Source organism: Allorhizobium sp. DMC15 (genome assembly GCF_056314065.1).
The window spans coordinates 47,509-67,395 of record NZ_JBQUZB010000004.1 but is presented as its reverse complement, the minus strand read 5'-3'; the positions used below and the strand labels follow the sequence as shown (position 1 = coordinate 67,395).

Sequence of the window (19,887 nt, the reverse complement as noted above, 5' to 3'; positions counted from 1 at the left end):
GTTAGGCCCTACGCTCCAGCGAGGCGATCTCCAGGATTACGGAATCTGCCTCAACGACGCTCTCGTGTATTACCAGATCGAAGGCCCAACGACCACGCGCTTTATCGATCTCTGTTTGATAATCCCGTCCTTTATGGAAAAGCATCTTCATAGTGGCGTTCTGGACGGCCCATGGATAGCTGAAGTCCATCAAACGGTCGAGATCTGCAAGAGCACGCGCAGATATGACGTCCGGTGCCGGAAGCGTCTTGTGCGCGTCCTCGATCCGAAGAGGGTGCACCGCACCACGCGCGTTTGTCTGGAGCAGGGCCATTCGGAGAAACGCACACTTCTTGTTGTTGCTCTCAACGAGATCGACCCATCCTCCTCCCGCTTCCGCCAAGAGAATCGCGGTCACGACACCCGGAAAGCCACCGCCACTGCCCAGATCTATCCATCGGGATGGAGAAGAAATTATGTTACGGAGTTGCAACGAGTCCTGGATATGTCGACTCCACAAGGCATCTTTCGTCGAGGGCGCAACGAGATTGATTTTTGCGGCCCACTTCAGAAATAAGTCGGCAAAATCATCCAGTCTTTTTCGCGTTTCACGTGAAACATTCAGTTCTTCGTATGTCCATCTGGTCAAGATGCAAGCCGTTCGTTCGTTCTGCGGAGCAGGGTAATCAATAAGGCAACGGCCGCTGGCGTCATTCCTTCGATGCGCGCCGCCTGTGCGACATTCTGCGGCCGGTGGCGGCCGAGTTTCAGTTTCAGCTCATTGGACAAACCGGACAAGCCGTCATAGTCGAAATCAGCAGGAATTGATCTCGCCTCTTCCGACCGGACGCTGGCGATGTCTGCGATCTGCCTGTCCAGGTAGACTGCATAAAGGGCGTCAATGGAAACCGCCTCCGCAATGCGCGGTTCGACCGCAGCAAGCTCGGGCCATATGCGGGCAACGTCGTCCCAAGTCCGGTCCGGATAAGACAATACCTCGGCAGCTGTCCGTCGCCGCCCATCCTGATTTACTGAAATACCTCGACTCTCCATCTCTTTTGGAGATGCGGTAAGCAACTGTATCTGCTGTGATAGGGCACTAACTTGCTCTGCATACCGGGAAAATCGCTCCGCGCGTTCCGCCCTCACACAGCCGATCTCAATACCTTTGCGTGTCAGCCGCATATCGGCGTTGTCCGCCCGGAGAGACAAGCGATACTCGGCTCGGGATGTAAACATTCGATATGGCTCGGTCACGCCACGCGTTGTCAGGTCATCAATCATCACGCCGATGTAAGAATCCGTCCTATGGAACTGAACCGCTTCGTGTCCGGCGGCATAACGGGCTGCATTGATACCAGCTACGACGCCTTGCGCTCCGGCTTCTTCATATCCCGTCGTTCCATTGATCTGGCCGGCGAGAAACAGGCCGTCAGCCTTCTTTACCGCAAGCGAGAGATCCAATTGGGTTGGGTCGACATAATCATATTCAATGGCGTAGCCATATTGGAGGATGCGTGCCTCTTCCAATCCGGGGATAGAATGAATCAACGCATCTTGCACGTCTTCCGGCAACGATGTTGAAATTCCGTTCGGATAGACGGCGTCATCGTCCAATCCTTCTGGCTCCAGGAAAATCTGGTGGCCGTCGCGATCACCGAAGCGATTAATTTTGTCCTCGATTGAGGGACAATAGCGGGGTCCAACACCCTCGATTTGACCGGAATACATGGCCGAGCGATGAATGTTCTCCCGGATCACCCGATGTGTTTCGGCGGTCGTTCGGGTGATACCACAAGCAATCTGCGGCACGGAGATACGGTCGGTCAGAAAGGAGAAAGGAATGGGGTTTTCATCCGCCTCCTGCATTTCCAACTGTTCCCAAGCAATTGTTGCCCTGTCCAGCCGGGCTGGGGTTCCGGTTTTCAGCCGCCCGAGTTTGAGATCCAGGGCTGCCAAGTCGTCGCTTAGTCCAAGGCTGGGTGCGTCCCCCATCCGTCCAGCGGAATAACGCTTGTCACCAATGTGAATGAGCCCTCGAAGAAAGGTGCCTGTTGTCAGCACAACAGCTTTGGAACGCAGAACCTGCCCGGAGGAGAGCACAACCCCTTTTATTTCGGAACCGACTCGAAGAAATTTTTCGACCGCACCTTCTTGGATCGCCAGATTTTCATATTCTGAGAGCAATTCCTGGACCGCACTGCGGTAGAGCTTGCGGTCAGCCTGAGTTCTTGGCCCCCAGACAGCCGGACCCTTCTTCCGATTCAACATGCGGAACTGAATTCCACCGAGATCGGCAGCACGCCCCATAATCCCATCAAGCGCATCGATTTCGCGCACCAAGTGGCCCTTGCCCAGACCGCCAATCGCAGGATTGCATGACATCATTCCGATCGTGTGCTGTTTATGCGTCACGAGCGCGGTCGAAGCTCCCATCCGCGCGGCAGCCGCGGCTGCCTCGGTTCCGGCATGTCCACCGCCAACGACGATAACGTCGAACTCACTTGCTGCCATGAGTGGCCTCGCGCATTTGTTTCACGTGAATCACTTCCCCACACAGAACTCAGAGAAGATCTTGCCCAAAAGCATTTCGGTATCGATACGACCAGTCAGCCGATAGAGTTCATCCGAAGCGAGGCGAAGATCCTCCGCACGCAGTTCCAATGGCTTGTGCCTATGCTCAAGCGCAGCGCGGAGATAAGACGCTGCTGATACAATATTCTGCGTCTGCCGTAAACGGCTGGGAACCGCAACGCTCGACACAGCGGTCCGCCTCCTGACCTCCGCAGTCAAAGCCTCCCGAAGGTCCACAAGTCCGCTTCCGGTAACAGCTGAAACCAGAGCATCAAAATTGCTAGCGTTGAAGTCAGAAGTTACTGGAGAGAGGTCCGTTTTCGTACCCACGCGCCAAACGGAGACCCCGCTGATTTCCTCAACAGCCTCGAGGTCAGTCAGGTCCACAAGATGAAGGACAAGATCCGCATCTGCGATAGCTTCATGAGCCCGTCGAATGCCTTCTCTTTCAACAATTTCTTCCGTGTCCCGCAATCCCGCCGTATCGAAGAGATTGACTTTGTAGCCATCGAGATCGAGCTCACAGCGGATAATGTCCCTGGTCGTGCCAGCGACATCAGTGACAATGGCCACATCCCGCTGCACCAGGGCATTCATCAAGCTCGATTTCCCGGCATTCGGACGGCCAGCCAGCGCAACCTTGAAGCCATCTCGAATGATCTCACCCGACTTCTGGCTATTGGCTACCGCTTCCATTTCTCGGATCAAACCGGAAACGTCCGTCCATATCTGATCCGAGATCGAACCCGGGATATCTCCCTCATCGCTGAAATCGAGTTCAGCTTCTATCATCGCCCTCGCGAAGATGAGCTTCTCCCTCCAACCCTCATAGACAGATGAAAAGTGACCGCTCGACTGTTCAACCGCGAGACGCCGCTGCATTTCCGTGTCAGCGGCAAGTAGATCGGAAAGGCCTTCGACTTCGACGAGATCGAGCTTCCCGTTCTGGAATGCGCGTCGAGAGAACTCACCAGCTTCGGCCATCCGAACGGTCGAGAATCCGGCTAAGTAACCAAGCGTGGCGGCCACGACCGCCCGGCTTCCGTGAAGATGGATCTCGGCGCAATCCTCGCCCGTGAAAGAATTCGGCCCACGAAAGATCAGCACGAGTGCTTCGTCAAGAAAACTGCCGTCGGCCAAGCGGAGTGTTCTAAGCCCTGCGACACGCGTCGGCGGCAGTTGGCCTTCGCAGAGGGTTTCGAGGACCTCGATCGCACGACGTCCGCTCAATCGAACGACGGCAACACCAGAGGGAAGCCCGCCAGAGGACAGGGCATAGATCGTATCCGACAAAGCCGCCAAGACACCGCTCCTCGTCGATCATGCGCGGGGACCGCCAGGCGGGCCACCCGTACTTAGGTGTTCATCGAATCGAAGAAGTCACCGTTATTCTTCGTCTGTTTGAGCTTGTCGATCAGGAATTCGATCGCGTCAGTGGTGCCCATCGGAGCGAGAATACGACGCAGCACGAATATCTTCTGCAGGTCCTGACGAGGAACAAGGAGGTCTTCCTTGCGCGTGCCGGACTTGAGAATATCCATCGACGGGAAGATGCGCTTGTCGGCCACCTTGCGATCAAGCACGATTTCGGAGTTACCCGTACCCTTGAACTCTTCGAAAATGACCTCGTCCATGCGGCTGCCCGTATCGATCAGAGCCGTCGCAATGATGGTCAGCGAGCCGCCTTCTTCGATGTTACGCGCGGCGCCGAAGAAACGCTTGGGACGCTGAAGGGCGTTGGCATCCACACCGCCGGTCAAGACCTTACCCGAGGAGGGGACAACGGTGTTGTATGCGCGGCCGAGGCGGGTGATCGAATCGAGCAGGATGACCACATCGCGTCCGTGCTCGACCAAGCGCTTGGCCTTCTCGATGACCATCTCCGCGACTTGAACGTGGCGAACGGCCGGCTCGTCGAATGTCGAAGACACGACTTCGCCCTTCACCGAGCGTTGCATGTCCGTAACTTCTTCCGGCCGTTCATCGATCAAGAGAACGATCAGATAGCATTCCGGATGGTTGGCAGTGATCGAATGGGCGATGTTTTGAAGAAGGACCGTCTTACCGGTACGCGGAGGAGCAACGATCAAACCGCGCTGCCCCTTTCCGAGAGGCGCCACCAGATCGATCACCCGGGCCGAAAGATCCTTTGACGTGGGAACGTCCAGTTCCATCTTGAACCGTTCATTCGGATAAAGCGGTGTCAGGTTGTCGAAGTGAACCTTGTGCCGGATCTTTTCGGGATCCTCGAAATTGATGGTGTTGACCTTGAGCAGCGCAAAATAACGCTCGCCTTCCTTCGGCCCGCGGATCGGACCCTCAACCGTATCTCCGGTCTTGAGCGAAAAACGACGGATCTGCGAAGGCGAAATGTAGATATCATCAGGACCGGGGAGGTAATTTGCGTTGGCCGACCGCAGGAACCCGAATCCATCTTGGAGAACCTCTACAACCCCTTCGCCGATGATCTCAACGTCCTGGCTTGCGAGCATCTTCAAGATCGCGAACATCAGCTCCTGCTTGCGCATCGTGCTGGCATTTTCGACTTCGAGCGATTCAGCAAAAGTCAGGAGATCGGTCGGAGATTTGCTCTTGAGTTCTTGTAGCTTCATTTCAGCCATGAAGAGGACCACGTCATTCTGGAATTTTGAGGAGAGCGGCGAGCTGGTGGAATTCGGTACGAATGCGAGGGCCGCAAATGACTGAATGTTACGCAAGCCATAAAGGAGAAGTGGCGCGAAAATAGCGATTCACGCATTTGACCGCAAGCGAAAAGCCGAATGTCTCGAAAATAATGCGTAGACGTCGATTCGCTAGAAGGGTTTGACGATTGCGAGCACGACAATCACAATCATCAACAAAGTCGGACCCTCATTCATCATACGCCAAAAACGCGGGGTCCTGACATAGCGGCCTTGGCCAAACAGCTTGGCCGACCTCGCGAAATAGCCATGTACGCCCGAGAGGGCCACGACCGCCGCAAGCTTCGCGTGGAGCCATCCACCCTGGAAGCCGAAAACAGACCAGGCAAGATAGAGCCCCAACACCCATGACACGACCATCGCAGGCGTCATGATGACCGTCACCAGTCGATGCTCCATGACTGAAAAGGTACGCGCCTGCTCTGACCCTGGCACTGAATCGCTGTGATAGATGAACAGCCGAGGCAGATACAGCATGCCAGCCATCCAGGAGATGATCGCAATCACATGCAGCGCTTTGATCCATGGATAGGCCGTATCCGGACCCGCCACCATCACCCCAAGACCGATGATAGCAAAGAAGATCAATGCCAGCGCCGCACGCCTTGCAGCACCCTGTCCGGACTTCTGATCTATCTGTTTAACCTGTGGTTCAGCCAAAGCGTCTCACCTGGTTGACGAGATCGGTCACATGGTTCGGATCTGCCTGCGGAGTAATCCCATGACCGAGGTTGAAGATCAGCGGGCCCTGACCCAGAGCCTGAAGCACTGCGTCGATCCCTTCAGACAGAGCAGAGCCGCCAGCCACGACACGCATTGGATCGAGATTCCCCTGAACGGGCCCATCTTTCTGCAGTTCGGCAGCGAAGCTTAAGGGGACCGACCAGTCGAGGCCGATGGCATCCGCACCGGTTGCCTGACGATAGTTTTTGAGAAGAATTCCAGCACCCTTGGCGAACGCGATCACCTTGGTTGACGGTCTCCGATGCTTCACCGATTGGATCATTCTCCTAACCGGAGCAATGGCAAACTTCTCGAATTCGGCTTCCCCGAGCACCCCAGCCCAGGAATCGAAAATCTGAACCGCGTCGGCGCCGGCATCAATCTGTGCGACCAGGTAATCAGCGGAGACATCAGCCAGGAAATCGAGAAGACGCCCAAAAGCTTCAGGATGTCGGTAGGCGAACAAGCGGGCAGGGGCCTGATCGGGGGTCCCATGACCGGCAATCATGTAAGTCGCCACAGTCCAGGGCGCACCGCAAAAACCAAGCAATGTCGTCTCTGCGGGAAGGTCGCGGCGCAAACGGCGCACGGTCTCGATAACCGGTTGAAGATGCCGATCAACATTCTCCGTGTTGAGCTTTGATATCCCATCCTCATCGATAGGATCCATCTGCGGCCCATGCCCCTCCGTAAAACGCACATTGCGATGCAAGGCGTCCGGAATCACCAGAATGTCGGAGAACAGGATTGCGGCATCAAAGCCGTAGCGCCGTATCGGCTGTAGCGTGACCTCTGCCGCCAGTTCCGGGTTATAGCACAGATCCAGGAAACTTCCGGCCTGTTGCCGAGTTTCCCGATACTCGGGCAGATACCGCCCCGCCTGTCTCATCAGCCAGATTGGCGGAGGAGTGACTGTTTTGCCGTCAAGCACGTCGAGGACTTTGCGGTTCTGGCTCAAGGCACACGCCCCTTCAATAAAGAAAAGAGATATTGAATCTTCTTCTATTTCTAAGAGTCGGTGACTATCAAGGATTAAAGGCCGTGCACAGAAATTCGAGCCTCAAGGCCTGGCCGCTCAACATGGTCGAAAGATGGAACCACGATCCTGTGAACTGCGGGGAAAACCAAATTTATGTCAATGGTAACAATGGCTTGGTCTGAGTCCAAATCTTATCGGCAACCTGCAGAACCTGTCTAAGAAATTTCATAACTGCGCGCTTTCACCACAATCCACAGATCCGCTTATAACGACCCTTCCCCTTTTCGCTTTGTGGATAAAGAGGCAGTTTTCCGCTTGTCCTGACCCCGGCCTCGCCGCTACCTGTGTTTATCCCGAACTATCAACAGGCCGAGGAGAAGAGCGTGGAGAACAGGAAAAACTTCTTCCATCTCCACCTGATTTCTGACTCGACCGGGGAAACGCTCATCTCCGCTGGCCGCGCGGCTGCCGCGCAGTTCCGCAGCTCGAATGCCATCGAGCATGTTTATCCGCTGATCCGCAGCCGCAAACAGGTGAAGGCCCTTATTGAAGCGATCGACCGGGAACCCGGCATCGTGCTGTACACGATCGTGGATCATCAGCTCGCGGCACTCGTCGAGACCGGCTGTCATGAACTCGGCCTGCCCTGCGTCAATGTGCTGGCGCCGATCATCGAGACATTCCAGTCGTATCTTGGTGCGCCGTCTCGGGGGAGGGTGGGCGCGCAGCACGTCCTCAATGCGGATTACTTCGCTCGGATCGAGGCGCTGAATTTCACGATGGACCATGACGATGGCCAGGCGCAGGAGGACTACGATCAGGCCGACGTTGTCATTATCGGTATCAGCAGGACATCCAAGACACCGACCTCCATCTACCTAGCAAATCGCGGCATCAAGACTGCAAATCTGCCGGTCGTTCCCGGTGTTCCCTTGCCGGAAAGCCTTCTGACGGCCACTCGACCTCTCGTGGTCGGTTTGATCGCCACGTCGGACCGGATATCACAGGTGCGGGAAAACAGGGTGCTCGGAAACACGCCCGGCTACGACCGGAGTGACTATGTGGATCGTGCCTCCATTACAGAGGAGCTCAAATATGCCAGGGCCCTGTGCGCGCGAAACAATTGGCCGGTCATTGATGTGACACGCCGTTCGATCGAAGAGACGGCCGCAGCCATCGTTGCTCTGCGACCAAAGCTGCGTTAAGCGCCGAGGGTGGACGAGTGGGAAAGGTAAGGATGACACATTCCCTGATACTGGCATCAGCCAGCAGTACCCGGAAAAATCTGCTTGCCAATGCCGGGCTGACCTTTGAAGCCGAAGCGGCAGATGTCGATGAGCGGCTGCTTGAGCAAGGCATGCCGGAGGAAGATCGCTCGCCGTCAGCGGTTGCGATGCATCTTGCAATGGCAAAGGCGCGTTCAGTTTCGGCGCGGCATCCCGGCGCGACGGTCATTGGCTGTGATCAGACGATGTCTTTGGGCTCGAACCTTTTTCACAAGGCAGCGGATAAGATGGCGGCTAAGGCCACGCTGTCGAGGCTTAGGGGCAAGTCCCACCATCTGAACAGTGCCGTCTGTCTGGTTCGTGACAGCGAGGTGATGTGGAGCCACGTTTCTGTGGCAGCCATGCGCATGCGTCCATTCAGCGACCAGTTCTTGGACTCCTACCTAGATCGCAACGGAGAAAAGGTTCTGGGAAGCGTTGGCTGCTATCAGCTGGAAGGCGAGGGGATTCAGCTCTTCGAAGCCATCGACGGTGACTATTTCACCATTCTCGGATTGCCCCTGCTGCCGCTCCTCGAAGAGCTGCGTAAACTCGGTATTAACCATGCATGATTCACGTGAAACACATCCAAGGGCATTCGTCGCCGGCTACCCGATCAAACATTCGCGGTCACCGTTGATCCACGGTTTCTGGCTGGAACGATTGGGCTTGCGGGGTTCCTACGAGAAGCTCGCAATCAGCCCAGAGGATTTTCCCGCTTTCATCACCGATCTCAAGAAGGGTGTTTCCGGCTATGTCGGTGGAAACATCACGATCCCACACAAGGAAGTCGCATGTCGCTTGGCGGATCGTATCGAGCCCTTGGCCGAAGAACTCGGCGCCGCCAATACCCTCTGGGTTTATGACGGAGAAGTCCATGGCACAAACACCGACGGTATCGGTTTCGTCAGCAATCTCGATTCGGAGAAGCCGGGGTGGGATCGAACGGAAGTTGCAGTAGTCCTCGGTGCGGGCGGAGCCAGTCGCGCCATCTTGCAATCCCTACGTGACCGAGGCCTGCGGGAAATCCGTGTGGTCAACCGAACAGTGGAAAGGGCACAAGAGCTCGTTGACCGCTTCGGACCGAGGCTCAGTGCTCATCCAATGGCGGCCTTACCCGAGTTGATGCGAGACGCTGGCCTCTTCGTAAACACAACGTCACTCGGAATGGACGGCAGCGAAGCACCAGATCTTCCCTTCGAAAGGATGCCCTCTGGCTCCCTCGTCACAGATATCGTCTATGTACCCTTGAAGACGCCTTTCCTGGAAAAAGCTGAACGAGCGGGTCTGGCGACTGTAGATGGTCTCGGAATGCTCCTCCATCAGGCGGTGCCTGGCTTCGAGAAATGGTTCGGCAAACGACCCGACGTCACTGCGGAGCTTCGCCGTGTCATCCTTGAAGATATCGAGGAAGTCAGATGATCGTCGTAGGGCTGACCGGTTCCATCGGCATGGGAAAGACCACGACCGCGGAATTGTTTGCGGCTGAAGGTGTTCCAGTTCACGATGCGGATCGTACCGTTCATGAGCTTTATCGCGGTGAGGCGGTGGAAGCCATCGGAGCGGCCTTTCCTGGAACCGTTGTCGAGGGGCAGGTCGACCGCACCAAGCTATCTGAGAATCTGGCAAAGAATCCGGCTAATTTCAGCCGTCTGGAAGCAATCGTCCATCCCCTTGTCCAAAAGCGCGAACGGGCGTTTCTCAATGAACAAAGGGGTGCTGGACAGCCGATTGTGCTTTTCGACATTCCTCTGCTCTTCGAAACGGGTGCAGAAAACAGAGTGGACGAGATCGTGGTTGCAAGTTGTGCACCAGACATTCAGCGCCGCCGGGTTCTGGCCCGCCCCGGAATGACGCCGGACAAACTGGAGCTGATCCTTTCGCGCCAAACCCCCGACGCTGAGAAACGCGCGAGGGCCGATTTCATCGTGGACACCGGTCGCGGCATCGACGATGCCAGAAGACAGGTCAGGTCCATTCTTGCAACACTGCGCGCTCGTAATTTTGAAGCGGGAAAGACCGACAATGCGTGAGATCGTTTTCGATACGGAAACCACTGGTCTGGAAAACAAGTTTGATCGCGTCATCGAAATTGGCGGCGTCGAACTTCTCAACCATTTCCCGACGGGGCGTACCTTCCACGTCTACATCAATCCGGGGGACCGCAAAGTTCATCCGGATGCTCTGGCCGTGCACGGCATCACCGACGCATTCCTGCAGGACAAGCCGAGTTTCGCGGACATAGTGTCCGAGCTGCAGGAGTTTTTCGATGGCGCAAAATGGGTTGCTCACAACGCAAACTTCGACATGGGTTTTATCAACGCAGAATTTGAAAGGCTTGGTCTTCCGCCTGTTTCACCTGACCTGGTGATCGACACGCTTTCACTTGCGCGACGCAAACATCCCATGGGTCCCAACTCGCTCGATGCGCTATGCCGTCGTTACGGCATCGACAACTCCCACCGCACCAAGCACGGCGCTTTGCTGGACTCGGAATTGCTGGCAGAAGTTTACATCGAAATGCTGGGCGGGCGTCAGGCGGCACTCGGCCTGACCTCGGTTGATACCCGACGTAGCGAGGTCGTGGAGGTCACCGAGGTTCTCGATATTTCCTACGATCGACCGCGACCGCTCGCCAACCGCCTGTCGCCAGAGGAAGTGGAGGGACACGCCAAGCTCGTGGCTGGCCTCGGATCAAAAGCGATCTGGTCGAAATACGCCAATTGAAAAAGGGCCCACTTGGGCCCTTTTTTGACGTCTCGGATGTTGGTCGGCTCAGTTGGGTGCCGACTGTGCCTGGGCGCGAGACTGTTCTTCGGCAACGCGCTGCGCAAACATCTGGGTAAAATCGATCGGGTCGATCATCAGCGGAGGGAAGCCGCCATTGCGGGTAGCGTCCGCGATGATCTGGCGCGCGAAGGGAAACAGCAAGCGGGGGCATTCGATGAACAGCACCGGCAGCATGTGCTCCTGCGGAAAGCCGGAGATCCGGAAAACGCCACCATAGATCAGTTCGGTGACGAACACGACCTTGTCGCCATCCTTGGCTTCTGCGTTAAGCGACAGAACCACGTCGAAATCGGTATCAGACAGCGGGTTGGCGTTGACATTCACGTTGATATTGATGGCCGGAGCCTTGTCACGGGCCTGAAGCGAACGCGGCGCACCCGGATTCTCGAACGAAAAGTCTTTGATATACTGGGCGAGAATGTTGAGGGAAGGAGAAGCATTTCCCTGAATGTTGTCAGCCATAGGCCATGTCCTTGAATTGAATTGCTATGGCCATCTAACATTTGAACCCTGTCCTTACAACCCTCGCATCAGCCCGGTAGCGTGTCAGTCGCGGCTGATTCTGGGCCCGTTCCAAGGACTGTCGGCGCGAGGTTCCCGGGAGAATTCGCCCTCGTCAAGGTCTACTACCGTCTCTTCTCCGAACCCGCTGCCTCCACCATTGGGCGTTCGGAACTGCCCTGTCACCACGATCCTCGGTTTAAGCATCCGCCAGAACCAATCCCGCAATTTCGGGATGAACAAGAGAAGGCCGATGATGTCGCCGACAATACCAGGCACGATCAAGAGGAAGGCGGCAACCACCAAAAGTGCCGCATGTACCAGCTCCCGGCCCGGATCCACCCCACGACGGGTTTCTTCCTGCAAGCGCTGCAGGATCCCTCGGCCTTGTCGTTTGAGCAGGAACAGGCCGAGTGCCGCCGAGAAGATCACGAGGCCCAGGGTCGACAGAACGCCGATGGCCTGCCCGACCAGGATCAGGCTGGCGATTTCCAGAAGTGGTGCGAGGATGAAAAGCACCAACGGAAGGCGCATTGCGAACTCCAAACGCCATCGTGATCGTTATTCCGCATGAGTTGGCGCACACTCGCTGCAAAGAATGCGTCACGCCATTTGAATCATGGGGCGCGCAAGACTATATGGGAGTTCGAAAAAGCGAATTCAATCAAGCCTGGCGGTATTCATGGGATCTAGCGATTTTGTCACTTTGTTCTTCCTGGTCGCCGCAGTGCTGATCTTTATTCAGCTGCGCAGCGTTCTCGGCCGCCGGACAGGAAACGAAAAATCGCCGTTCGAGACCTTGGCCCAGCGTGAAGCCGCCAAACCGCAGGGCGCCGATGACGGCAAGGTCGTGACATTGCAGCGACGTGACGAAGGAAATCCTGAAGACCGCTTCTCTGCTGTTGACGCCTATGCTCCAGTGGGAACGCCGTTGAACGATCAGCTTCGGGAATTGTTGCGCCATGACGCAAGCTTCTCACCCAAGGAATTCCTGAATGGTGCAAAGATCGCCTACGAGATGATCGTTCTGGCTTATGCAGACGGCGACAGGAAAACGTTGAAGGGCCTCCTCTCGCGCGAGGTGTTTGAAGGCTTCGAAAGCGCCATCGCGGACCGTGAAGGGCGCGGCGAGACGATGAAGTCGACTTTTGTGGGGATCGAAAAAGCCGAAATTACCCAAGCCTCGGCAAAGGACAACGAAGAGCAGGTCACGGTCCGGATCCTCAGTCAGCTGATCACTGCCACCTATGACAAGGCCGGTGCCTTGATTGATGGCGATGCCGAGGCCGTGGCCGACGTCAACGACGTCTGGACATTTGCTCGTGACGTGCGCTCACGGGATCCGAACTGGAAGTTGATCGCGACCGAAGCCGAACAATGAGCGCCGCGCCGGAAGGATACCGATTGAAGGCGGTCGGCTTCGAGGAGCTTCCCGGCTGGGGGCGGGACGATCCGTCGCCTGTGTGGCCGGCAATGGCGGATTGCCTGAAACATCTGCAAAACTCCAAGCCATATCGCAGTGGCGCGCTCGGTTTGTCCGCCGCCGACCTTATCCCGCTGCTCGAGGCTGCGGGCCGGTTTGTTCCGAAAAGTCCATCTGAAGCTCGCGGGTTTTTCGAAGCCAATTGCAGGGTGTTTCATATAAGCCCGAAAGAGGGATCGGGTCTGGTGACTGCCTTTTACGAACCCGAGATTGAGGTTAGTGCGCAGCAGGATGAAGTTTATCGATATCCCTTCTACGCCCGTCCCGATGATCTCGTCGATGTCACAGATGCAAACCGACCGACTGGAATGGATCCGAGTTATGCTTTCGCGCTGAAAGATGCAGAGGGGTTGACACTCTATCCGGACCGCGAGGCGATCGATCGTGGTTACCTCGAAAATCGTGGACTGGAACTCGCCTGGGCCAAATCCCGCGTCGACGTCTTCTTCGTCCATGTGCAGGGTGCCGCGCGTCTGCGATATCCGGATGGGCGCATCGCCCGCATCACCTATGCGGCCAAGGCCGGTCACCCGTTCTCTGGCATTGGGCGACGCCTCATCGAGCTCGGAGAGATCGCAGAGCAGGATATTTCCATGCAGTCGATCCGTGCCTGGCTTGCAGATCACCCGGAGCGTGTCGACGAGATCCTTTGGCACAATCGCTCCTATATTTTCTTCCGGGCCGCGGAGGTTGCCGATTTGTCTCGGGGACCCATCGCGGCGGCCAAAGTGCCGCTGATTGCGGGTCGTTCGCTGGCCGTCGACCGCAACATCCACACATTCGGCTTTCCTTTCTTCGTCCACGCGCCGGGCCTCACGCGACTGGACGCGGGCCACAACTTCAGCCGGCTCATGCTGGCACTCGACACCGGCTCGGCCATTATCGGTCCGGCAAGAGGCGATATCTTCACGGGATCGGGCTTTGAAGCCGGTGAGATGGCTGGAGCCGTGCGCAACGCCGCAGACTTCTATATGCTGGTTCCGAAGCAGGCGGCGGAGAGGTTTGTCTGAGTGACGGGCGGGACCAAGCTCAATCCGGAGGATCGAATTCTGTGGGCCAAGGTGGCGCGCTCGACGCGACCCATGCCCGGTCGGATGGAGGATCTTGTCGCCTTTGAGCGGGAACTGGAGCCGATGCCCGAAGAGCAACCGGCGCCGCTGTCGCGTGCGTCGGTCGGTCAGAATGAAGATGTGCAGTCTTCTGGCTCCAACAAAAACACCTCTGTTCGTCACCACCATCCGCTGGAAAAACCAGTGAAGCGGAAGCTGTCGCGAGGTCATTTGGCGCTCGAGGCCCGCATCGACCTGCATGGGCTCATTCAGAGTGAAGCTCATGGCATGCTGCTCGACTTCCTGATCCGTGCGCACGAGCGCGGCCTTCGCCACGTTCTGGTGATCACCGGCAAGGGCAGTTCGCTTGGCAGCGACGGCGCATTGAAGCGTGCGGTGCCTCTGTGGTTCGCGTTGCCGGAGTTCCGCTTCCTGATATCGTCCTACGAACCTGCTGCGCGCCAGCATGGTGGTGAAGGCGCCATGTATGTGCGTCTGTCGCGCCAGGGGCAGGGCCGGCGATGACGCCGTTCGGCCGCGCGGTTAGAGAGCTGCGCAAGCGCAAGGGCGTGTCGCAGAAGGAAATGGCCTCTGCAATCGGCGTATCTCCCGCCTATCTCTCGGCTCTGGAGCACGGCAAGCGCGGGGTTCCCAATTTCGACTTCCTCCAACGAGTGGCCGGGTACTTCAACATCATCTGGGATGAAGCGGAAGAACTCTTCACGGTCGCATCCGTTTCGCACCCGCGCGTAGTCGTCGATACATCAGGCATGCCTCCAGAATACACCGCCTTTGCCAACGATCTTGCCCGAGTGATTCGCCACCTGCCGCCAGACATGCTAAGAAATCTGCAGGATATTGTTGATGGTGCCAAAAAACGGCCGTGAACGGGTCCGATTCCCCGCGCTATCCACGGGAAACGACGCTCTCGCCTTTGGAACTCCTGCTAAAACCCCTATAGTCGAGGCGCTTGAAGCCGCTGATTCGGTTCAGCGGAACCTTTGAGAAATGACTGGAAAGATTGCTGATGACCGACTTGCCGATCGAGGAAAATGGCGGACCGGCCGAATATGGCGCGGATTCGATCAAGGTGCTGAAAGGGCTCGACGCCGTTCGAAAGCGCCCCGGCATGTATATCGGCGACACGGATGACGGCTCGGGCCTGCATCATATGGTCTATGAGGTCGTCGACAATGCAATCGACGAGGCTCTTGCCGGCCATGCGGATATCGTCACGGTGACCCTGAACGCAGACGGCTCCGTCACCGTGACGGATAACGGCCGCGGCATCCCGACCGACATCCATTCCGGCGAAGGCGTTTCCGCAGCCGAGGTCATCATGACCCAGCTGCATGCTGGCGGTAAGTTCGACCAGAACTCCTACAAGGTCTCTGGCGGTCTACACGGCGTCGGCGTTTCCGTTGTTAACGCGCTTTCGGTCAAGCTCAATCTCAAGATCCGCCGCAACAACAAGCTGCACGAAATCAGCTTCACCCATGGCGTGGCAGATGGCCCGTTGAAGGTGATCGGTGATTATGAAGGCCGTTCGGGTACCGAGGTCACCTTCCTCCCGAGCAGCGAAACCTTTACCAAGACCGAATTCGATTACGCGACGCTTGAGCACCGCCTGCGCGAGCTCGCCTTCTTGAATTCCGGCGTGCGCATTCTCCTGACCGACAAGCGCAAATCTGACATCCGCCAGGAAGAGATGCTCTACGACGGCGGCCTGGAAGCCTTTGTCCGTTACCTCGATCGCTCGAAAAAGCCCCTCGTTGAAAAGCCCGTTGCCATCAAGGGCGAGAAGGACGGCATCACCGTCGAAGTCGCGATGTGGTGGAACGACAGCTACCACGAAAACGTGCTGTGCTTCACCAACAACATCCCGCAGCGCGATGGCGGCACGCACATGGCCGGCTTTCGTGGCGCTCTGACGCGTCAGGTCACGTCCTATGCCGATTCCTCCGGCATCACCAAGAAGGAAAAGGTCTCCCTGCAAGGGGAAGACTGCCGTGAAGGCCTGACGGCTGTGCTCTCGGTCAAGGTTCCCGATCCGAAGTTTTCGTCGCAAACCAAGGACAAGCTGGTTTCGTCCGAGGTGCGTCCCGTGGTCGAGAACCTGGTCAATGAGGCGCTCAGCACCTGGTTTGAAGAACACCCCACAGAAGCAAAGATCCTTGTCGGCAAGGTCGTGGAGGCCGCAGTTGCTCGTGAAGCCGCCCGCAAGGCGCGCGAACTGACCCGCCGCAAGGGGGCCCTCGACATCGCGTCTTTGCCGGGCAAGCTCGCAGACTGCTCAGAACGTGATCCGGCGAAATCCGAACTTTTCCTCGTCGAGGGTGACTCCGCAGGTGGTTCGGCCAAGCAGGGCCGGTCGCGTGAAAGCCAGGCAATCCTTCCGCTGCGCGGTAAGATCCTGAATGTCGAGCGGGCACGCTTCGACAAGATGCTGTCCAGCCAGGAAATCGGCACGCTGATTACGGCGCTCGGCACCTCGATCGGCAAGGACGAATTCAACGCGGACAAGCTGCGCTACCACAAGATCATCATCATGACGGATGCCGACGTCGACGGCGCCCATATCCGTACACTTCTCTTGACCTTCTTCTTCCGTCAGATGCCGGCGCTCATCGAGCGTGGCCATCTCTATATCGCCCAGCCGCCGCTTTATAAGGTCGCCCGGGGCAAGTCGGTTCAGTATCTGAAGGACGAAAAGGCGCTCGAAGACTACCTGATTACCATGGGCCTCGAAGAAGCGACGTTGACGCTTTCGAATGGTGAGGTGAGGGCAGGGCAGGATCTGAGGGATGTGATTCAGGATGCGCTTCGCATCCGCTCTCTGATTGATGGCCTGCATTCGCGTTACAATCGCAACGTCATCGAGCAGGCCGCGATTGCCGGTGCGCTGAATCCGGAACTGACCGGTAACCGCCAGCAGGCAGAAGCAACGGCAGCCGAAGTGGCCCGTCGCCTGGACATGATCGCCGAAGAGACCGAACGCGGCTGGCAGGGTTTCGTGACAGACGAAGGCGGCTTGCGCTTCGAACGCATGGTGCGCGGCGTCAAGGAAGTCGCCGCTGTCGATGTCGCCCTGATCGGATCGGCCGACGCCCGTCATATGGACCAGATGTCTTCCCGCCTGCGCGATATCTATGCTGCTCCGCCGGTGCTGATGCGCAAAGAGGGCCGAACGGAAATGTCGGGTCCCCGTGCTTTGCTCGACTCGATCTTCGCGACCGGCCGCAAGGGGCTGTCCATGCAGCGTTATAAAGGTCTGGGCGAAATGAACGCGGAACAGTTGTGGGAAACCACGCTCGATCCCAATGTTCGTTCGCTGCTTCAGGTGAAGGTCAACGATGCGACCGATGCCGATGGATTGTTCTCTCGCCTCATGGGAGACGAAGTCGAACCGCGCCGCGACTTTATCCAGGAGAACGCGCTGAACGTGGCGAACCTCGATATTTGAGGCAATTGAGAAGCTGAAAATGACAATGGCCGCGTCACAAGACGCGGCCATTTCTTTAAGAGCCGATTCAAGTCCGGTCATGGTTAACGTAATTCACGTGAAACCATTACCGGGATTACTCAGAAATGGCCTTCGAATGCGACCTCGGCCAGCGGCTTGCGATCGTTCGGCGTTTCGCGCGAGCGCAGACTCTCGGGCAGGGCGTCTTTGTCGCCAGGTTTGCCAATCGCAACAACCGCATTGATGTGGAAACCTTCCGGTGCACCCAGCTCCGCCAGGGCGCGATCGAAGCTGAAGCCGGTCATGGCATGGGCGAAGTAGCCGGACTTGATCGCCTGCAGCGAGAGGAGACCCCAGGCGGCACCTGCGTCGAAGCTGTGGCTGCGATAGGACTTCGGCTCCGAACCATCGGCCGGGCGGCTCAGCGTGTCCGAAAAGATAAAGACGAGAGCAGAGGCGTTCTTCGCCCAACCCTGGTTGAACTCGATGAGGATGTCGAGAAACTTGTCGAACTGGGCAGTTCCCTTGAGCGCATAAACGAAACGCCAAGGCTGATAATTGAACGCGGACGGCGCCCAATGAGCGGCGTCGAGGATCGTCAGTAGATCGTCCTTCGGCATGGTACTTCCGTCGAACGCGCGGGGAGACCAGCGATCGAGGAAGATCGGGTCGACATTGTATTCGGATGTGCGGTGATTGCTCGAGGTCATGTTGTTCCTTCACTCGTGTCTTGGGATGACCGAGGGAACAAACATCAATTCGCAAGGCTCGGAAAGGCCACGTTCAGCAAATTCCGTTGAACACTGTGGTCTTGATCCTGCTTCCGACGGGAAGGGAACCTTAAGCCTCTTGGCGCATCATCTGGTGTCGAAGGATTTGGGTGCATCGCAAAACGACGGAAAATCCGGGCTTTTGCATTGCACAAAGTCTGTTAGTGTAGCGAATGAACGCGGATCTCAGCCGGTCCGGGACAAAGGTACAGAACCCATGTTCTATCAGCTCTACGAACTCAATCATGCTTTCATGGCCCCGTTTCGGGCCACCGCCGATGCGATGAACCTTGCCTGGCGCAACCCCCTGAATCCCTGGTCGCATACGGCACTCGGGCGGTCGTTCTCCGCGGGATTTGAAGTGTTTGAACGCGTCACACGCCGCTACGGCAAGCCCGCCTTCGGCCTTCCGACGACGACGGTGGCCGGCGAAAGCGTGTCGGTCGAAGAAGAAATCGTCTGGCGCAAACCCTTCTGCGACTTGATCCATTTCAACCGTCACCTGCCGGCAGGGGCGGATAAGGGACCAAGAATCCTGATCGTCGCGCCGATGTCCGGACACTATGCCACGCTCCTGCGTGGAACGGTCGAAGCGCTGATCCAAAGCGCCGACGTGTACATCACCGACTGGATCGATGCCCGCATGGTGCCGGTCACCGAGGGCGATTTCGACCTCGATGATTACATCGACTACGTCATCGACATCCTTCATCACCTGGGTCCGGATACCCATGTAGTCGCGGTCTGTCAGCCCTCGGTTCCGGTTCTGGCCGCTGTTGCGGTAATGGAAGGGGACCAGGACAGCTGTGCGCCCTCCTCGATGACACTGATGGGCGGACCGATCGACACCCGCATCAACCCGACCGCGGTCAACCAGTTGGCCCAGGACAAGCCGCTGGAATGGTTCCGTGACAACGTCATCATGCAGGTGCCGTGGCCGCAGCCCGGTTTCATGCGCCAGGTCTATCCGGGCTTCCTGCAGCTCTCGGGCTTCATGTCGATGAACCTCGACCGGCACATGATCGCCCACAAGGACTTCTACATGCACCTCGTCAAGAATGACGGGGACTCGGCTGAAAAGCATCGTGATTTCTACGACGAATACCTGGCCGTCATGGACCTGACGGCGGAGTTCTATCTGCAGACCGTCGACACCGTCTTCATCAAGCACTCCCTGCCCAAGGGTGAAATGATGCACCGCACGAAGCCGGTCGACACGACGGCCATCCGCAACGTGGCGCTGCTGACCGTCGAAGGCGAAAACGACGACATCTCCGGCGTCGGTCAGACGAAGGCCGCGCAGACCATCTGCACGAACATCCCCGACCATATGCGCCTGCATTACATGCAGCCCGATGTCGGTCACTACGGGGTCTTCAACGGCTCGCGCTTCCGTCGCGAAATCGCGCCGCGGATCATCCAGTTCGCCCAGACCCATGGCAAGAAGGCCAAGGCCACAACGCCGGTCAAGCGCGTCATCAAGGGTGGCAAGTCCCTCTGACATTTTCGTCATTTCGAATTTAAGAAGCGGATTCAGTCGGTTCTCCGATTGGGTCCGCTTCTTTCTTGAAGGGCAGGCTGTCATTTCCCACATCGAAACCATCGGAGG

At 57.3% G+C, this 19,887-nt stretch carries 20 protein-coding genes; 11 read left to right on the top strand and 9 right to left on the bottom strand.

Going from position 1 to position 19,887, the window contains the following annotated elements:
* Position 1: 1 nt before the first annotated feature.
* From rsmG to hemE, 6 genes are all read right to left on the bottom strand, one after another.
* A complete protein-coding gene (gene rsmG, locus ACT53S_RS17975) occupies positions 2-628 on the bottom strand; it encodes a 16S rRNA (guanine(527)-N(7))-methyltransferase RsmG (protein WP_476067991.1) in 627 nt (208 codons plus the stop codon).
* Positions 625-2,493 (bottom strand): tRNA uridine-5-carboxymethylaminomethyl(34) synthesis enzyme MnmG, encoded by a 1,869-nt coding sequence (gene mnmG / locus ACT53S_RS17970; RefSeq protein WP_476067990.1) that lies wholly within the window; start codon positions 2,491-2,493, stop codon positions 625-627. The genes rsmG and mnmG overlap by 4 nt, the downstream gene beginning before the upstream one ends.
* Positions 2,494-2,523: 30 nt before the next feature.
* Positions 2,524-3,855 carry a tRNA uridine-5-carboxymethylaminomethyl(34) synthesis GTPase MnmE gene (gene mnmE, locus ACT53S_RS17965; RefSeq protein WP_476067989.1) on the bottom strand — a complete coding sequence of 444 codons (1,332 nt, stop codon included), beginning with the start codon at positions 3,853-3,855 and terminating at the stop codon, positions 2,524-2,526.
* A gap of 53 nt (positions 3,856-3,908) precedes the next feature.
* The gene (gene rho / locus ACT53S_RS17960) at positions 3,909-5,174 is read right to left on the bottom strand and encodes a transcription termination factor Rho (RefSeq protein ID WP_110791477.1); all 1,266 of its coding nucleotides are present in this window, start codon (positions 5,172-5,174) and stop codon (positions 3,909-3,911) included.
* A gap of 192 nt (positions 5,175-5,366) precedes the next feature.
* Positions 5,367-5,915 carry a protoporphyrinogen oxidase HemJ gene (hemJ, locus tag ACT53S_RS17955; protein ID WP_476067988.1) on the bottom strand — a complete coding sequence of 183 codons (549 nt, stop codon included), beginning with the start codon at positions 5,913-5,915 and terminating at the stop codon, positions 5,367-5,369.
* The gene (gene hemE / locus ACT53S_RS17950; RefSeq protein WP_476067987.1) at positions 5,908-6,936 is read right to left on the bottom strand and encodes a uroporphyrinogen decarboxylase; all 1,029 of its coding nucleotides are present in this window, start codon (positions 6,934-6,936) and stop codon (positions 5,908-5,910) included. The genes hemJ and hemE overlap by 8 nt, the downstream gene beginning before the upstream one ends.
* 404 nt (positions 6,937-7,340) lie before the next feature.
* Here hemE and ACT53S_RS17945 point away from each other — a divergent pair, with 404 nt between their 5' ends.
* From ACT53S_RS17945 to dnaQ, 5 genes are read left to right on the top strand one after another with little or no spacing between them, the layout of a single operon-like run.
* Positions 7,341-8,162 carry a pyruvate, water dikinase regulatory protein gene (locus ACT53S_RS17945; RefSeq protein WP_142072717.1) on the top strand — a complete coding sequence of 274 codons (822 nt, stop codon included), beginning with the start codon at positions 7,341-7,343 and terminating at the stop codon, positions 8,160-8,162.
* A 32-nt stretch (positions 8,163-8,194) separates the two neighbouring features.
* The gene (locus tag ACT53S_RS17940) at positions 8,195-8,794 is read left to right on the top strand and encodes a Maf-like protein (RefSeq protein ID WP_476067986.1); all 600 of its coding nucleotides are present in this window, start codon (positions 8,195-8,197) and stop codon (positions 8,792-8,794) included.
* Entirely contained in the window at positions 8,787-9,644 is an 858-nt protein-coding gene (locus ACT53S_RS17935; protein WP_476067985.1) for a shikimate dehydrogenase, read from the top strand. Before ACT53S_RS17940 ends, ACT53S_RS17935 begins: the two co-directional genes overlap by 8 nt.
* Entirely contained in the window at positions 9,641-10,255 is a 615-nt protein-coding gene (coaE, locus tag ACT53S_RS17930) for a dephospho-CoA kinase (RefSeq protein WP_476067984.1), read from the top strand. The genes ACT53S_RS17935 and coaE overlap by 4 nt, the downstream gene beginning before the upstream one ends.
* On the top strand, positions 10,248-10,949 hold the full coding sequence (gene dnaQ / locus ACT53S_RS17925) for a DNA polymerase III subunit epsilon (protein ID WP_476067983.1): 702 nt from the start codon (positions 10,248-10,250) through the stop codon (positions 10,947-10,949). The genes coaE and dnaQ overlap by 8 nt, the downstream gene beginning before the upstream one ends.
* Before the next feature lie 48 nt (positions 10,950-10,997).
* Here the strand turns inward: dnaQ and secB are convergent, their stop codons facing one another.
* Together secB and ACT53S_RS17915 are read right to left on the bottom strand one after the other, a co-directional pair.
* Positions 10,998-11,474 carry a protein-export chaperone SecB gene (gene secB / locus ACT53S_RS17920; RefSeq protein WP_113377705.1) on the bottom strand — a complete coding sequence of 159 codons (477 nt, stop codon included), beginning with the start codon at positions 11,472-11,474 and terminating at the stop codon, positions 10,998-11,000.
* An 84-nt stretch (positions 11,475-11,558) separates the two neighbouring features.
* Positions 11,559-12,047 (bottom strand): FxsA family protein, encoded by a 489-nt coding sequence (locus ACT53S_RS17915; RefSeq protein WP_476067982.1) that lies wholly within the window; start codon positions 12,045-12,047, stop codon positions 11,559-11,561.
* A gap of 148 nt (positions 12,048-12,195) precedes the next feature.
* Between ACT53S_RS17915 and ACT53S_RS17910 the strand changes: the two genes are divergently transcribed.
* The 5 genes from ACT53S_RS17910 (at position 12,196) to gyrB (ending at position 17,508) form a co-directional block, all read left to right on the top strand.
* Positions 12,196-12,894: a Tim44/TimA family putative adaptor protein gene (locus tag ACT53S_RS17910; protein ID WP_476068270.1), complete on the top strand. Its 699-nt coding sequence runs from the start codon at positions 12,196-12,198 to the stop codon at positions 12,892-12,894.
* Positions 12,891-14,006 (top strand): murein transglycosylase A, encoded by a 1,116-nt coding sequence (mltA, locus tag ACT53S_RS17905; protein ID WP_476067981.1) that lies wholly within the window; start codon positions 12,891-12,893, stop codon positions 14,004-14,006. The genes ACT53S_RS17910 and mltA overlap by 4 nt, the downstream gene beginning before the upstream one ends.
* Positions 14,007-14,570, top strand: a complete 564-nt coding sequence (locus ACT53S_RS17900) for a Smr/MutS family protein (protein ID WP_476067980.1) — start codon at positions 14,007-14,009, stop codon at positions 14,568-14,570.
* The gene (locus tag ACT53S_RS17895) at positions 14,567-14,932 is read left to right on the top strand and encodes a helix-turn-helix domain-containing protein (protein WP_142072701.1); all 366 of its coding nucleotides are present in this window, start codon (positions 14,567-14,569) and stop codon (positions 14,930-14,932) included. The genes ACT53S_RS17900 and ACT53S_RS17895 overlap by 4 nt, the downstream gene beginning before the upstream one ends.
* A 140-nt stretch (positions 14,933-15,072) precedes the next feature.
* On the top strand, positions 15,073-17,508 hold the full coding sequence (gene gyrB, locus ACT53S_RS17890) for a DNA topoisomerase (ATP-hydrolyzing) subunit B (protein WP_476067979.1): 2,436 nt from the start codon (positions 15,073-15,075) through the stop codon (positions 17,506-17,508).
* A 119-nt stretch (positions 17,509-17,627) separates the two neighbouring features.
* Here the strand turns inward: gyrB and ACT53S_RS17885 are convergent, their stop codons facing one another.
* The gene (locus ACT53S_RS17885; protein WP_476067978.1) at positions 17,628-18,218 is read right to left on the bottom strand and encodes a nitroreductase family protein; all 591 of its coding nucleotides are present in this window, start codon (positions 18,216-18,218) and stop codon (positions 17,628-17,630) included.
* 277 nt (positions 18,219-18,495) lie between these two features.
* Between ACT53S_RS17885 and ACT53S_RS17880 the strand changes: the two genes are divergently transcribed.
* Positions 18,496-19,779, top strand: coding sequence for a polyhydroxyalkanoate depolymerase (locus ACT53S_RS17880; protein WP_476067977.1), 1,284 nt, complete (start codon positions 18,496-18,498; stop codon positions 19,777-19,779).
* Positions 19,780-19,887: the final 108 nt, after the last annotated feature.